Annotated in this window: 12 protein-coding genes; 7 read left to right on the top strand and 5 right to left on the bottom strand. The window is 49.3% G+C overall.

What is annotated here, in order from left to right; translation table 11 throughout:
- Nucleotides 1-67 precede the first annotated feature (67 nt).
- Complete coding sequence (nhaB, locus tag XMD530_RS04385) at nt 68-1,570, bottom strand: sodium/proton antiporter NhaB (protein WP_173481532.1); 1,503 nt, start codon at nt 1,568-1,570, stop codon at nt 68-70.
- Between the two features lie 148 nt (nt 1,571-1,718).
- Between nhaB and nudC the strand changes: the two genes are divergently transcribed.
- Nucleotides 1,719-2,474: an NAD(+) diphosphatase gene (gene nudC, locus XMD530_RS04380; RefSeq protein ID WP_173506800.1), complete on the top strand. Its 756-nt coding sequence runs from the start codon at nt 1,719-1,721 to the stop codon at nt 2,472-2,474.
- 20 nt (nt 2,475-2,494) lie between these two features.
- Here the strand turns inward: nudC and XMD530_RS04375 are convergent, their stop codons facing one another.
- Nucleotides 2,495-2,818, bottom strand: coding sequence for an SCP2 sterol-binding domain-containing protein (locus XMD530_RS04375; protein ID WP_173481530.1), 324 nt, complete (start codon nt 2,816-2,818; stop codon nt 2,495-2,497).
- Nucleotides 2,819-2,894: 76 nt separating this feature from the next.
- On the opposite strand from XMD530_RS04375, the gene sohB reads away from it, so the two are divergent.
- The 4 genes from sohB to XMD530_RS04355 are packed head-to-tail and all read left to right on the top strand — an operon-like array spanning nt 2,895 to nt 6,580.
- The gene (gene sohB / locus XMD530_RS04370) at nt 2,895-3,959 is read left to right on the top strand and encodes a protease SohB (RefSeq protein WP_173506799.1); all 1,065 of its coding nucleotides are present in this window, start codon (nt 2,895-2,897) and stop codon (nt 3,957-3,959) included.
- Nucleotides 3,959-4,435, top strand: coding sequence for a L,D-transpeptidase (locus XMD530_RS04365; RefSeq protein ID WP_173506798.1), 477 nt, complete (start codon nt 3,959-3,961; stop codon nt 4,433-4,435). The genes sohB and XMD530_RS04365 overlap by 1 nt, the downstream gene beginning before the upstream one ends.
- Before the next feature lie 12 nt (nt 4,436-4,447).
- A complete protein-coding gene (nagZ, locus tag XMD530_RS04360; protein WP_173481527.1) occupies nt 4,448-5,449 on the top strand; it encodes a beta-N-acetylhexosaminidase in 1,002 nt (333 codons plus the stop codon).
- 24 nt (nt 5,450-5,473) lie between these two features.
- The gene (locus XMD530_RS04355; RefSeq protein ID WP_371731441.1) at nt 5,474-6,580 is read left to right on the top strand and encodes a mechanosensitive ion channel family protein; all 1,107 of its coding nucleotides are present in this window, start codon (nt 5,474-5,476) and stop codon (nt 6,578-6,580) included.
- Here the strand turns inward: XMD530_RS04355 and XMD530_RS04350 are convergent.
- Nucleotides 6,577-7,242, bottom strand: coding sequence for a CsiV family protein (locus XMD530_RS04350; protein WP_173481526.1), 666 nt, complete (start codon nt 7,240-7,242; stop codon nt 6,577-6,579). The two genes, XMD530_RS04355 and XMD530_RS04350, sit on opposite strands and share 4 nt — an antisense overlap.
- Nucleotides 7,243-7,267: 25 nt before the next feature.
- Nucleotides 7,268-10,717, bottom strand: a complete 3,450-nt coding sequence (mfd, locus tag XMD530_RS04345; RefSeq protein WP_173483147.1) for a transcription-repair coupling factor — start codon at nt 10,715-10,717, stop codon at nt 7,268-7,270.
- Nucleotides 10,718-10,874: 157 nt separating this feature from the next.
- On the opposite strand from mfd, the gene XMD530_RS04340 reads away from it, so the two are divergent.
- Complete coding sequence (locus tag XMD530_RS04340) at nt 10,875-11,822, top strand: AEC family transporter (RefSeq protein WP_173494373.1); 948 nt, start codon at nt 10,875-10,877, stop codon at nt 11,820-11,822.
- A 44-nt stretch (nt 11,823-11,866) separates the two neighbouring features.
- Nucleotides 11,867-13,216 carry a class II 3-deoxy-7-phosphoheptulonate synthase gene (locus XMD530_RS04335; protein WP_173506797.1) on the top strand — a complete coding sequence of 450 codons (1,350 nt, stop codon included), beginning with the start codon at nt 11,867-11,869 and terminating at the stop codon, nt 13,214-13,216.
- Nucleotides 13,217-13,718: 502 nt separating this feature from the next.
- On the opposite strand, the gene XMD530_RS04330 is transcribed toward XMD530_RS04335, so the two are convergent.
- A complete protein-coding gene (locus XMD530_RS04330) occupies nt 13,719-14,651 on the bottom strand; it encodes a LysR family transcriptional regulator (protein ID WP_173481522.1) in 933 nt (310 codons plus the stop codon).
- Nucleotides 14,652-14,899 lie beyond the last annotated feature (248 nt).

Here is a 14,899-nt window from a genome sequence, read left to right as displayed (position 1 = left end):
TGAGGGAAGTTTTAAAGAAAAAAACCTGCCGAGCGTGAGCAGGGCAGGCTTTTCTTCAAGTCAGATCTTAGAGTGCATAAATGACTGCAAGTAGACCTGTTACCGACATCGTAATCGTGTAAGGCAGTGCCATCCACACCATCGTACCGTACGAGAGGCGAATCAGCGGTGCAATCGCTGAAGTTAGCAGGAATAGGAACGCTGCCTGACCGTTCGGAGTCGCTACTGATGGGATGTTGGTACCGGTATTCACAGCAACGGCTAGGTGGTCAAACTGTTCACGAGTGATATCACCTGCGTTCAATGCCGCTAGAATCTCATTAATGTAGACCGTCGCAACAAATACGTTATCCGAGATTGCCGATAGCACACCGTTTGCAATGAAGAAGACAGACGGCTGTTGACTTGGCTCTAGTGAAAGTGCCATGTGAATGATCGGCTGGAACAGGTGCTGATCGTGAATCACTGATACCACTGTAAAGAAGACAACCAGCAGCGCGGTGAAAGGGAGTGCCTCTTCAAAGGCTTTACCGATCTGATGCTCTTCTGTGATGCCGTTAAAGGCGGTCAATAGAATGATTACGGTCAAACCGATCATGCCCACTGGGGCCAAGTGGAAGGCTAGACCAATGACTAGGAATACTGCCACTGCAGCCTGAACGATTAGGCTAACGCGTTGTTTCTTGGTCATCTTAGCCGATTGATCTTTATCGTAATCAACCAGAATTTGGCGAACATTCTCTGGCAATTTAGCGCCGTAACCGAAGGTGCCGGTCTTCTCTAGTACTACAACGGTTAGAAGGCCAACCGCCAGTACAGGCATAGTGATCGGTGCCATGCGTACGAAGAACTCAATAAAGGTCCACTCAGCTTTCTGGGCAATCAACAGGTTTTGTGGCTCACCGACTAGCGTACAGACGCCGCCTAGTGCTGTACCCACAGCACCGTGCATCAAGAGACTTCTTAAGAAACCACGGAAGTTTTCTAGGTCTTGGCGACGCTCTTCATGAACGTCATGGTCAGACGTATGGTCGTGTGCCGAGTCGTTATTTTTGCCCGAAGCGACCTTGTGGTAGACCGAGTAGAAACCGACACCAACACTGATCAATACAGCAGTCACCGTCAACGCGTCTAGGAAGGCCGATAGGAAGGCTGCAGAGATAGAGAAAAGTAGAGAGATCGTTGTCTTAGAGCGAACTTTAACCAGTATCTTAGTGAAGACCCACAGCAGGAGGTCCTTCATGAAGTAGATACCAGCAACCATGAACATCAACAGAAGGATGACTTCTAAGTTGGCGTTGATCTCGTGGTATACGTTATGTGGATCGGTTAAGCCGATCACGACCGCTTCAATCGCAATCAAACCACCCGGCTGAAGTGGGTAACATTTAAGCGCCATCGCCAGTGTGAAAATGAATTCGAAAATTAGCAACCAGCCTGTTACGACAGGGCCAGCTGTTAAAAGTAGGATAGGGTTGGCTACAAGGAAGAAAAGGATTGCTTGCTTGTACCAAATTGGCGAGTTGCCCAAAAAGTTTCGGGTAATTGCCGACATGGTTGATTGATTCATGTAGGGTCCTTACAGTTATTTTAATTTGCCCAAAAGCAAAAAAGCGCAAAGATTATAAGGTTATTCCTTTAGTTTGGAAACTGCGGTTTTAATACTTTAGTTTTATATAACTATTACAAATAAGCATTGCCGTTTTTAGGGAGTCTTCTTGAAATACTTAATTGCCCATCAAAATCGTCTGATCTTGGCTGACCCAGAACTAGGGGTTGTGTTGGATCGTATTGATCTCTCCCTATCCTTTGACAGCGAGTATGAGATCGAACGTTACCCTGTGTTACCGGGCTATGAGTTGGTCAGAATGTCTGAGGTACCTGGCAGTGCCAAAGTGGTGGATCTTCGAGCTGAACTTGAACGGTCTGATCCATTCCAGTATCAGTTGCTCTCCAGAGCTCAGCAGTTATTGAATTGGCGAGTGAATCATCAGTTTTGTGGTCGCTGTGGTGGGGGTATGGCGTTCGGTTTGACGGAGATGGTCCTGAAATGTACTGACTGTGGGCATCACGCTTACCCGAGACTCTCTCCCTGTATCATCACTCTCGTTGAGGATGGCGATCGAATCTTGTTGGCCCATAATGCTAAGTTCACACCCAATCGATTCAGTACGCTTGCAGGTTTTATCGATGCTGGCGAAACAGCTGAACAGGCGGTAGCACGAGAGGTCAAAGAGGAGGTAGGTGTTGAAATCAGCGACATTCGTTACTTCAAAAGCCAGCAGTGGCCATTTCCTGACTCGCTGATGTTGGCGTTTTTTGCGCAGTATGCCGGTGGCGACATTAAACCTGATGGTCGTGAGATATTAGAAGGGCGTTGGTTTACCAAGGAAGATCTGCATACAGTGGTGCTGCCACCCAAATTCGCTATTTCTAGAGCGTTGATCGACGACTGGGTTGCACGACAAGGCTGATTTGCAGCTATAGCTGGGTATCAGTGCCTAAAAAGTTTGCCTAGCTTGGTGGCGAGCATGACATCACCCTCGGCGCGCAGAAGACCTTTCATGAAAGCACTCATGCCATCGATCTCACCCTGTATAACACCAATGAATGTCGCTTCATCCATAATCAGTGTGATGTTTGGATCGGAGTGCTCACCCCAGTTGGCGTCTAGCTTTGAATCCTCGATCGTTAGGTAGAATGAATCTGCATCATTCAACGAGAACTGAAACGTCTTATTCAGACCTTTGGCGTTTTCAGAATTGAATCGATCTTGCAGCTTGTTGAAAACCTGCGTGAGGGTGACGTTTGAAGACATAAAAACCTAGCGCTCATTAGAAGTGGCTATGTTAACCTACCCCTCTCTGTTAATCGACTTTCTTACGAGGTAATCAGTGGTCGAATTTTTTTCTGAATACGGTCTTTTCTTGGCTAAAACGGTCACTTGGGTGGTTGCGATTGGGCTCGTGCTTGCGATGATTGCAGCGGCGGCTCAAAAACGTCGTAAGCCTAACGACGGAGAGATTGAAGTCGAGTCGCTGAATGATCACTTCACCGAGCTAAAAGAGACGTTAGAAGACCATATATTGGATGAGCATCGCCTCAAACAGATGCATAAAGCGCAAAAGAAGCAGGATAAAGAGGAGGCTAAAGCCCGTAAAAAGGCGGCCAAGTCCGATGCTCAAGCAGAAGAGGATCGCAAACGAATCTATGTCATCGACTTCGATGGCGACATCCAAGCCTCTGAAGTCGACAAGATGCGCCAAGAGATCACAGCGGTTCTGACGTTGGCAAGAGAGGTCGACGAAGTGGTTGTTCGTCTAGAGAGCCCTGGTGGATTGGTGCATGGCTATGGCTTGGCTGCATCACAACTAGAGCGCATTCGTCGTAAGCAGATTCCACTGACGGTGTGTGTCGATAAAGTGGCTGCCAGCGGTGGTTATATGATGGCATGTATCGCCAATAAAATTGTCGCAGCTCCCTTTGCACTGATCGGTTCCATTGGTGTGGTTGCACAGATCCCCAATTTTCATCGCCTTCTTAAGAAGAATGACATCGATTACGAAGTCTTAACGGCCGGTGATTACAAGCGAACTCTAACGATGTTTGGTGAGAACACTGATAAAGGTCGTGAAAAGTTTGTTGAGGAGCTAGAGGATACGCACGCTCTTTTCAAAGAGTTTGTCGCTGACTACCGCTCGGATTTAGACATTGAGAAAGTGGCGACGGGTGAAGTCTGGTTTGGTCGTCGCGCCATTGCCAATGGTCTTATTGATCAGATAGAGACCAGTGATGACTATCTGGTTAATGCCGCCGATGACGCTGATATCTACAAAGTGAGCTATCAGGTGAAGCAGAGCTTACAAGAGCGCCTCGAACACTTTGGTGTCTCGGCCATTACAGGCGTTGCTGGTAGAGCTTGGTCAAGCCTGACACAGAGCCGTTTCTGGGCGCGCTGATGAGTCGTATTGAGATCTCCATTGCTGATCAAACCTTAAGGTTACTGACCGATTCGGGTGAGCAGAGTTGGAGCGTCTCAACGGCTTTAAACGGGCCGGGGAATATTAAAGGGTCAGGCTGTACACCGCTTGGGCAGCACAAAGTAAAGCTTAAAATTGGCGAATCTGCACCGATCAACAGTGTCTTTGTTGGTCGTCGATCAACCGGTGAAATCTATTCAGAAACGCTAGCCAAGCAGTACCCAGAACGAGATTGGATTTTGACACGAATCATCTGGCTACAGGGTATGGAGTCCGGCTTCAATCGTGGTGGTCAGGTCGATACACTAAGTCGTTTCATATACATCCATGGCACACCTGACAGTGAGCCGATGGGGGTGCCTAAATCACACGGCTGCATCCGAATGAGAAACCAGGATCTGATTGAACTATTTGATCAGGTCAACAACAACATGATCGTAAATATTACGGCTTAATTGGAGAGAGTAATGAGCAGTGGCGCCCTAATGCTGGATATTGCTGGGACTGAGTTAACGCCCGCTGAGGTTGAGACGCTCAAGTCTCCCCAAGTGGGAGGGTTGATTCTATTTGCTCGTAACTACCAAAACCCTGCACAACTTCGACAGCTCATGACGTCGATCCGTCAGGTCCGTCCTGACCTGTTAGTGGCGGTCGACCAAGAGGGTGGTCGTGTGCAGCGATTTAAAGAGGGCTTCACCCGACTGCCACCAATGCGAGTATTCAGTGAAGCTTGGCAAGAGAACCCTAGCAAAGCGGTCGCTTGGGCTCATGAGTTTGGCTGGTTGATGGCTACAGAGTTGCGCGACTATGACATCGATATCTCATTCGCCCCTGTGTTAGATCTCGATTACGGCCACTCAGAGGTGATCGGCGACCGTTCGTTTGGCAGCGATAGCGAACAGGTTGAAGCACTGGCGGGAGCCTTCATGTCAGGCATGCATGAAGCGGGCATGGCGACCACGGGTAAGCACTTTCCAGGGCATGGCTGGGTGGAGGTGGATTCACATTTGGGTCTTCCAGAAGATCAGCGCAGTTTTGCTGAGATAGATGCTCAAGACCTACAGCCCTTTGCCAAGTTGATTAAACGCGGCTTGGATGCGGTCATGCCGGCCCATATTAAATACACCAGTGTCTGCTCACAGCCCGCAGGCTTCTCAGAGTTTTGGTTGCAACGCCAACTGCGTGAGCGATTAAGTTTTGATGGCGTGATCTTCAGTGATGATCTCTCTATGGAGGGGGCAGCAGAGACTGGCAGTTATTCTGATAGAGCCGACGCCGCGCTGGCAGCTGGCTGTGACATGGTGCTTGTCTGCAACGCACCCGAGCGTGCGCAAGAGGTGTTGCAGCACCTAACCAACCTTGGGCACACTGGTTCTGATCGAATTGTAAGAATGCGTGCTAGACCTAAGCGCCCGAGTGATTCTGAACGATTGGCTCGCGTAAGAACGATGGCGAAAGAGTTGGTCTAACTGATTGTTTATTGGAGTTTTTAAGTGACTGAATTGTTGAGTTGGGTGCTTAACCCACTGTTAAATGCTATTCCTGCCTTGAATCAATATCAGTGGTTGCTACAAGGCGCTGTGATTCTGTTGATGACACTGATCGTCTCTCTAGTCAGCAATACTTTGTTGAATCGACTGATTCCCTTTATCAACAATCTCTCGTCCGTTTGGAATCAGGTATTCATTGATACCGTGCGTGCCCCTTTAAGTCTTCTAGTCTGGGTGGTGGGTATTACGCTCTCACTCGATATTGCCGCTCGAGCACTGGACGAGATAGACCTGGTTCTGACGCAATCTTTGCGCTCACTAGCGTATATTCTGTTAGCGGCATGGACGTTGATCCGTCTAATTAAGCGGGTTGAGCAGCAGTTAGTGGATGGCGTTTCTGGTCGTCCTGGTGTTGATCGAACCACCGCTGATGCGGTCGCAAAACTACTGCGATTAACCGTCCTTCTGTTTGCGGGTTTGGTGCTGCTTCAACATTTGGGCGTCAGTGTCTCAGGCATACTAGCGTTCGGTGGTGTTGGTGGTTTGGCTGTCGGTTTTGCCGCAAAGGACCTACTGGCTAACTTCTTCGGTGGGTTGATGATCTACATGGATCGCCCCTTCAAAGTGGGGGATTGGATTCGCTCCCCCGACAAAGAGATTGAGGGTACAGTTGAAGAGATCGGCTGGCGCTTAACCCGAATTCGCACCTTTGATAAACGACCGCTCTACGTCCCTAACTCAACCTTCGCCAGTATTGCCGTTGAGAATCCATCGCGTATGACCAACCGTCGTATCTATGAAACCATTGGTGTTCGTTATGACGATGCGGCTGTGGTTGAGCAGATTGTTGCAGATATTAAATCGATGTTGCAGAGCCATGCTGACATCGATCAGAGCCAAACTCTGATCGTAAACCTGAACCACTTTGGTGCCTCATCAATCGATATCATGGTCTACACCTTTACCAAAACGGTTAACTGGGTGGAGTTCCACTCGGTTAAGCAGGATGTACTGGTTAAGATTATCAATCTGGTTGAAGCGCGTGGCGCAGAGATCGCTTTCCCAACCTCTACGATTCATATTGCCCCGAATGAGGCGCCGTCGAACTAGTTTACGGTGTTTGCTGTCTCTGTTGAGGTCACCAGATCGGTGACCTCCATCTCAACCGCTTCGACCGGTCTAAAGAGTACCAGCATTCCCAGAACGGGGTGATCGATGTAGTGCAGATCCTTCGATCGCATGCGACGTGACTCCTCAAAACGGATCGTTTCAGCGGGCTCGTCGGTCAAGCTTAAACCGTTAGGGTAGTAGTTGATCGATGGGTAGATATGCAGATAACGCTGACGCTCAATGCGTAATGTACCTTCGAAGTTTCCAAATGCATCCAATAACAGAGTGGTGCGGTTAGCGCCAGGTTTAAACTGATCCAGCCAGCTATTGTGGTAGAGCAGCTCATACCCTTTTTGCGCCAATCGATTGGCTTGTTCAGTCAATGCAAAGGTGGTTATTGGCAACTCTTCATTCAGGGCTAAGGGTTCGCCATCATTGACGAGAGGAAGCTCAGCGTTGGTGAATTCTATACTTTCTAAGTCGGCAGGCCAGGTTTCGCTCTCTTTGTCGGCTTCAGCCTGTTTGAAAATAACCACTTCAACAGTGTAGAGACTCTCTTCACTGATCAGTTCAGGGGCAACCGCTAGCTTGACCGCCTCATCGTCAGCCACGGCTTGGCCGATACCAGCCAATAGCAAAAGGGTCGTTGCAATCACTCTCACTTTAATATGCTCCTGAAGGTTCAAATCAATCACTTGCCGGTGTCAGTGTATCAAGCAGCGCTTCAACTGTCTGGAATCGAGTTTCACTGTTTTCCATCGGTACACTGAACTTAAACGCGGTAGCCCCATCGAGTTTATAGACCTTTGGCTGTGTCTGCACCAGTTTTACAAGGGTGTAAGGATCGACACAGGTCTCCTCAGCAAACTCCAAGCGTCCTGACCCAGCGCCAGCATCCAACTTGATAATATCGAGTTTTTCAGCCCGCAACTTGATTGAAGTCTGTCGAATTAGGTTCTGAAGAGGCGTTGGTAGCAGACCAAAGCGATCAATCATCTCCACCTGAAGCTCACGCAACTCTTCGTCATTGGCTGCATTGGCAATGCGTTTATAGAGCGTCAATCGGTTATGCACATCCGGCAGATAGTCATCGGGAATCAGTGCCGGTAGGTGCAAGTTTACTTCACAGCCGTGATGAAGAGGCTGATCAAAGTTGGGTGTTTTACCCTCTTTAATCGACTCTACTGCTTGCTCTAGCATCTCCATGTAGAGGGAGAAACCAATTGTCTGCATTTGACCCGACTGCTCTTCACCTAACAGCTCACCGGCACCCCGTATCTCAAGGTCGTGGGTTGCTAGGGTAAAGCCTGCCCCTAGAGTGCTCGCTTCGACAATCGCCTCCAGACGTTTGGTGGCATCTGAAGTCATCGCCTTGTGGTGCGGTGTAAGCAGGTAAGCGTAAGCCTGATGATGCGAACGACCGACTCGTCCACGCAACTGGTGCAATTGAGCCAGACCAAATTTATCAGCGCGATCGATGATGATCGTATTGGCGTTAGGAACGTCGATACCGGTTTCGATGATGGTGGTGGAGACCAATACGTTGAATCGCTTGTGATAGAAGTCACTCATCACCTGTTCCAGTTCACGCTCACGCATCTGGCCATGGCCGATACCAATACGGGCCTCTGGAATCAGCTCACCCAACTCTTTAGCGGTCTGTTCAATGGTTTTCACTTCATTGTGCAGATAGTAGACCTGACCACCGCGAAGCAACTCACGCAGAATGGCCTCTTTAATCAGCGCTGGATCTGATTGACGCACAAAGGTTTTAACCGATAGACGCTTAGCCGGTGCCGTCGCGATGATCGAAAGATCACGCATGCCCGACATCGCCATGTTCAGTGTGCGAGGTATAGGCGTTGCGGTTAGGGTTAGAATATCAACCTCAGAACGGAGCGACTTGAGTTTCTCTTTCTGCTGAACCCCAAAACGGTGCTCCTCATCGATAATCAACAGCCCTAGGTTGCTGAATTTCAGATCGCCCTGTATCAGTTTATGTGTACCAATCAAAATATCGACCTGACCGGCCTCTACCTTGGCTGCGATCTGATCCTGTTGTTTGCCTGTTTTGAAGCGAGAGATCAGATCAACCTCCATAGGCCAGTCGGCGAAACGATCACGGAAATTCTCAAAGTGCTGCTGGGCGAGTAGGGTAGTTGGTACCAATACAGCGACCTGTTTGCCAGCTTGTGCCGCAATGAAGGCTGCCCGCATAGCCACTTCAGTTTTACCAAAGCCAACATCACCGCAGACTAGACGATCCATCGGTTGCACGGCTTGCATGTCTCGGCGCACCGCTTCAATGGCCATCGCTTGATCTGGCGTCTCTTCGAATGGGAATGCACGTGAGAATTGATCGTACATAGCATCATCAATGCTGTATTGATACCCCTGGCGAGCGGCACGACGTGCATAGATATCTAACAGCTCGGCAGCTGCATCACGTACCTTCTCGGCCGCTTTACGGCGCGCTTTGGACCACTGCTCTGTGCCAAGACGGTGCAGCGGTGCAGACTCTTCACTGGAACCGGTGTATCGGCTAATCAGATGCAGAGAGGAGACCGGAACATAGAGTTTGGCATCATTCGCGTACTGCAGGGTCAGAAACTCGGTGGCTGATCCATCCAAATCGATCGTCTGCAGACCGAGATAGCGACCTACGCCGTGATCAATGTGGACCACAGGATTCCCGACGCTCAGTTCAGACAGTGATTTAACGGCTTGGTCGGCATCGCTCTGTTCACGCTGGCGACGACGACGTTGGAAGACCTGATTGCCAAACAGCTGTGCCTCCGAGATCACCTCAAATTGATCACTGATGGCAAGACCCTGTTCAAGCGGTGCAACGCTTATTGCGAGTGACTCATTGCTGTTTTGAAAAGCGTGCCAGCTGTCGAGTTGCACAGGCTTGATCGACATCGCTTGCAGTTGCGTTAATAGAGATTCACGACGGCCCGCTGATTCAGCAAGAATGAGAACCGGAGTAGTGGCTTTGTCTAGGTGATTGGCCAGTGGGCGCAGAGGCTCTGCCGCAGTGGGAGAGGTGCTTAAACTGGGAGGTTCAGTCGCACCGATATTCTCACGCCCCGGTTTAACCTCTTCAGGCTCAGCACTTAGTCGGATTCCCGGCCAACGTTTTAGGTCACTTGCCAAGTTATCCGGTGTTAAAAAGAGCTCATCTGGCGTCAAGATTGGGCGAGTGATATCGCCTTGGCGTTCGTTATGTCGACTTACCACACCGCTATGGAATTGTGATGCGGCCTCCAGTATCCCTTTCTGCTGAATCACAAGGGTTGATTCAGGAAGGTAATCGAACAGGGTAGAGCACTGCTCAAAGAAGAGCGGCAGATAATACTCGATCCCCGCCGGCGCTAAACCGCTCGAGATGTCTTGGTAGATGGGGCAGTTGCCATAATCGACATCAAATCGTTGACGCCAGCGCTGTTTAAAGCCATCAATCGCGTTGGAGTGGAAAGGGTATTCACGCGCCGGCAAAATGCGAATGCGCTCGATCTGTTCAATGGAGCGTTGTGTCTCCGGATCGAATGTCCTTAGAGTATCGATCTCATCATCAAATAGGTCGATACGAAGAGGCGCGCTAGTGCCAGTAGGGTAGAGATCAATAATGGCGCCACGTACAGCAAATTCACCGTGCTCATAAACGGTGTCGACTAGGTTATACCCTGCATCGATCAGTTGTTCACGCATCCTGTCGGCGTCTAATTGCTGACCTTTCTCAAGCCAGAAGACATTGCCACTGACAAATTCTTTAGGGGCGACACGCTGCATCGCCGTCGAAGCAGGCACGACAATGACACCTGACTTTAAACCTTGAAGTCGGTACAGCGTCTCTAAGCGAGTGGAGGTAATATCCTGGTGTGGGGAGAAGCTATCGTAAGCTAGGGTTTCCCAGTCTGGAAAGAGCATCACAGGCAGAGAGTCACCGGCAAAAAAGCGTATCTCACGACGAATACGGCTAGCGCTCTCACTGTCGTTGCAGAGCATCAGTATAGGTCCCTGATGCTTGTCGCGTATCTGATCGATTAGCCAACCGGTGGCGGCCCCTTTTACATCACCAATACGGCGCAAATCACCGGCTTTAGTTGGGGCAATAAACTGATCTAGACCTGACAATCTTGGACTCCAGTGAAAATAGCATGAGAAAGATTCTATTGTAGCGATCAATCAGTGATTAGGGCAGGTAAGTAGAGAAAAAATCACAGTTTTTATCTGTTTCGCAGGTGCGGTATCGGCCATAATAGACGTCTACTCCACATGGACTTGGAATCGCATGAATCACTTCGAGCTGTTTGCTCAAATATTTGCTGTTACGGCCCCCATTTTCTCCCTGGTCATCATCGGATTGCTGCTAAAACGATTTAACCTGTTGAGTGATGGTTTCATCAGTGGCGCCTCGATGTTGGTCTACAAAGCAACCCTGCCTACTCTGTTAGGTTTAGCTACCTACCGAGCGGACGTGGTTGGACTGCTTGATTCCGTTCTGTTTGGCTACTACATCCTGGCGAACTTCGCAGTCGTCATACTCATGGGATTCGTCGCTTATCGGTGGATTCGGCCGGATCAGCGTGCTGTCTTTATTCAGGCAGGTTTCAGAGGTAATCACGGCATCATCGCACTGGCGCTGGTATTGAGCCTTTATGGCAATGAGGGGCTGCAAGTGGCCGGATTAATGGCTGGTTTAGCGGGAATCCTAAACAACGGTCTTTCGGTCGTGCTCTTTTCGGTCTTCAGTACACGCTATCGTCCTACACCATTGGTGGTTGCGAAAGAGGTGGTGCTGAACCCGATGATTATTGGGGTGTTAATCGGTGCGTTGCTGTCACTCTTGCATCTGCGATTGCCACTCTGGGTAGAGGAGTCGGCTCAACTCTTCGGGTCTATGTCACTGCCACTAGCACTGCTCTGCATTGGCGCAACGCTGTCGTTAAAAGCCTTTCGTCTGTCAGGTTGGTTGGCCGTCAATGCTACGCTGGTCAAGTTGATTTGGGTACCACTGCTGTTCACGGCCATTGGCGCCTACTTGGGCATTAGTGGAATGGAGTTAGGGACTCTGTTTCTGTTCCTAGCATCTCCTACCGCGGCTGCCAGTTATGTGATGGCCAAAATTGCAGGTGATGACGATGAACTTGCCGCCAACATCATCGTTCTGACGACCTTTGTGTCGATGATCACGATAACTTTCGGGCTCTACCTACTGCAGTTGTTGGCATTAATTTAGTAGACTAGAAACCTCTTTAATCACCACCTAAAGGAATTTTTCACATGAGCGTATGGACGCCCAATAGCTGGCGCGATCTGCCGGTTAAACAGTTACCGACTTACCCAGACCTAACGGCACTGCAATCGATTGAGGCTGAGCTGAAACAACAGCCACCTCTGGTTTTTGCAGGAGAGATCCGATCTTTAAAAGCTGATCTAGCACGTGTCAGTCGTGGTGAAGCGTTTCTGTTACAGGGTGGTGACTGTGCAGAGAGCTTTAACGAGTTCAGTGCTGATAAGATCAAAGATACCTTTAAATTGCTAATGCAGATGGCCGTTGTATTGGCGTTCTCGGGTAGTTGTCCTGTAGTAAAAGTAGGGCGAATTGCTGGCCAATTCGCTAAACCTCGCTCTAGCGATACTGAGACGATTGATGGTGTCGAGCTACCTTCATACCGTGGTGACAACGTCAACTCGGCCGAGTTCACGGCAGAAGCGCGTATTCCAGATCCTGAGCGTATGTTGAAGGCTTATCATCAATCCTCAGCAACGTTAAACCTACTGCGCGCCTTCTCACGTGGTGGCTTTGCCGATCTGCATCAGGTTCATAAATGGAACCAAGGCTTCGTGTCTCAGTCGCCTGCGCATGAAAAGTATGAAGCGCTAGCCGCACAGATCGATCAAGCGTTGTCGTTCATGGCGGCCTGTGGATTGAATTCAGACAATACACCGCAGCTCTCTGAGACAACGCTCTACACCTCACACGAAGCACTGTTGCTGCCTTATGAAGAGGCGTTGACGCGCCAAGACAGTTTGACCAACGGTTGGTATGACTGTTCAGCGCACATGCTCTGGATTGGTGATCGGACTCGTCAGCCTGATCATGCGCACGTTGAGTTCTTGCGTGGTGTTCAAAACCCGGTCGGTGTAAAAGTGGGCCCAACCACTCAAGTGGATGATTTAAAACGTCTATTAGAGATTCTAAACCCAGAGAACGAAGCGGGTCGTATCAATCTGATTGCCCGCATGGGTGCCGATAAGATCGGCGATCACCTTCCACAGCTAGTGCGTGCTGTGAATGATCTGGGCGTGAATGTTGTCTGGAGCAACGACCCGATGCACGGCAATACGGTAAAAGCGAGCAGCGGTTACAAAACCCGCTCGGTCGATGCGATCCTCTCAGAGATGAAATCCTTCTTCGAGATTCACAAGGCAGAGGGTAGCTACGCCGGTGGTGTTCATTTTGAGATGACCGGTAATCATGTAACTGAGTGTGTTGGTGGTGCCTACCAAATCACAGAATCTGCCCTGGCAGAGCGCTACATCACCCAGTGTGACCCACGCCTTAATGCTGACCAGTCACTTGAGTTAGCGTTTATGATTGCGGATACACTTAAGGCAGCACGTAAGTAATCTGAGTTGGAGCGGTCTTAAAAAGGCCGCGATATTTGGTGACAGGCCTTCAGCCTGTCATCCGCTGGTAAGATTTACTAATAATCTGGAAAACGCTGAGAAAGTGGATGTCAGGCTAAAGCCAGACACCGGTGCCAATAGCTAAGCTTAACTTAATACCCATCGCGGCCTTTTCAAGACCGCTCCAACAGTGCCAGATTCGAATCTGGCACCCCGTTCCCCGTCCGACTGAGAACGAGCACGGTGCTCTTTTTCGTTAAGACGTTGAAAGGATCGAGCCCCGGATGGGCGAGAGTTTCAGCGCCTGCACGGAGCAGGCTCTGAAATGTGCCTTTTGATGTTAGAAAAAGAGTATCGCGCGCAGTGTGCCGAAGGCCGAAGGAGCGGGGTGTGTTTTCTTGCTTCTTCTTTGCTCACACAAAGAAGAAGGCTAGCCGACGCTAGTCGGATAGAAATGCGGTTGACAGGCTGAAGGCCAGTCACCGAAAAGATCGCCCCAAGCTTACTCTAACCGCCCAAACTGCTCAGCTAGGAAGCTCTCTGCACGCTCAAGCATAAAGTATCGGAACGCCTCTGCAGCGGGGGAGAGTACCTTCGATTGTGTATGCACAAGGTTCCAGGCTCTAACAATGGGTGCGCCATCGACATTGAGTATCCCCAGTTTTTGGTGCTCCAGTTCTAAACCGACTGTGTGCTGTGACACAAATCCTATCCCCAGATCGGCCATTACGGCCTGTTTGATCATTTCGTTGGAATCCAGTTCAAACTTATAATGCGGTTCAATACTTCTCCCCTCGAAAAAGCGTTCCATCGCTGCTCGTGTGCCTGAGCCCTCTTCACGAACAATAAACGGGATATCTCGCAGCTCCTCGGGTGTTAACCGCTCATCCAGGCTTCTTAAAAATAACGGGTTTGTGGGCGCGGCCACAAAAACGTGTGGGTGAGCCGCAAAGGGTTCATTTCGGGTCCGCATCTCTTTGGGTGGTCGACCCATAATAGCGAGATCAACTTCATTGTTTTGCAAAGATTTGAGCAGCTGTTCACGATTACCAATCGATAGCTTTATGTCGACACTCTTATGTTCTTCAATGAATTCAGAAATAAGGTGCATCATGAAGTATTTTGCGGTTCTAACAATCCCTATCGTAATTGTTCCAGCTTCTGCGTGAATTAATCTTGCTGCAGCATCTTCAGCGTCTTTAACGGTCGCTAGGATTCTTCTAGCGTAGACCAGCATATATTCACCTGCTGTGGTTAGCGTGACTTTTTTGCCAGCACGATCAAACAACGGCATGCCTACGTTACTTTCAAGCTCTTTAATTTGCATGGTAATCGCCGGGGGAGTTAGGTGAAGAGATTCCGCGGCTCTAATGAAACTCAGCTGTTTTGCGACTTCATTAAAGACTCTGAGCTGACGAAAGGTTGTATTACGCACTGGCTCCTCCGATTAATGCTTTGAGTTATTTATTGTGGTTTATTCAAAATAGTTAAGTTTAACCTTAATGTAAACAGTATCTATTTAATTCCTGATTGAATATTAATGTTAAGTAATCACTTATCATTTTGATAAGAAAGTTTGTGTTGTTCTTAACATTACTTTCCCATAACGTCTCTCCTATGCGATTGCTAAGTTGATTTCAGCCTGGCACTCAAACAGCACAACAATAATCAAGGTTTAATCCA

Origin of the sequence: Marinobacterium sp. xm-d-530, from assembly GCF_013283365.1 — a bacterium.
Lineage (GTDB): Bacteria > Pseudomonadota > Gammaproteobacteria > Pseudomonadales > Balneatricaceae > Marinobacterium_E.
This window is presented reverse-complemented; position numbering and strand designations above follow the sequence as displayed.

Coding starts and splice junctions, on each gene's coding strand:
- XMD530_RS04365 (WP_173506798.1), top strand. CDS start 3,959: ATGAGTCGTATTGAGATCTCCATTGCTGATCAAACCTTAAGGTTACTG.
- XMD530_RS04335 (WP_173506797.1), top strand. CDS start 11,867: ATGAGCGTATGGACGCCCAATAGCTGGCGCGATCTGCCGGTTAAACAG.
- nhaB (WP_173481532.1), bottom strand. CDS start 1,570: ATGAATCAATCAACCATGTCGGCAATTACCCGAAACTTTTTGGGCAAC.
- XMD530_RS04340 (WP_173494373.1), top strand. CDS start 10,875: ATGAATCACTTCGAGCTGTTTGCTCAAATATTTGCTGTTACGGCCCCC.
- XMD530_RS04375 (WP_173481530.1), bottom strand. CDS start 2,818: ATGTCTTCAAACGTCACCCTCACGCAGGTTTTCAACAAGCTGCAAGAT.
- nagZ (WP_173481527.1), top strand. CDS start 4,448: ATGAGCAGTGGCGCCCTAATGCTGGATATTGCTGGGACTGAGTTAACG.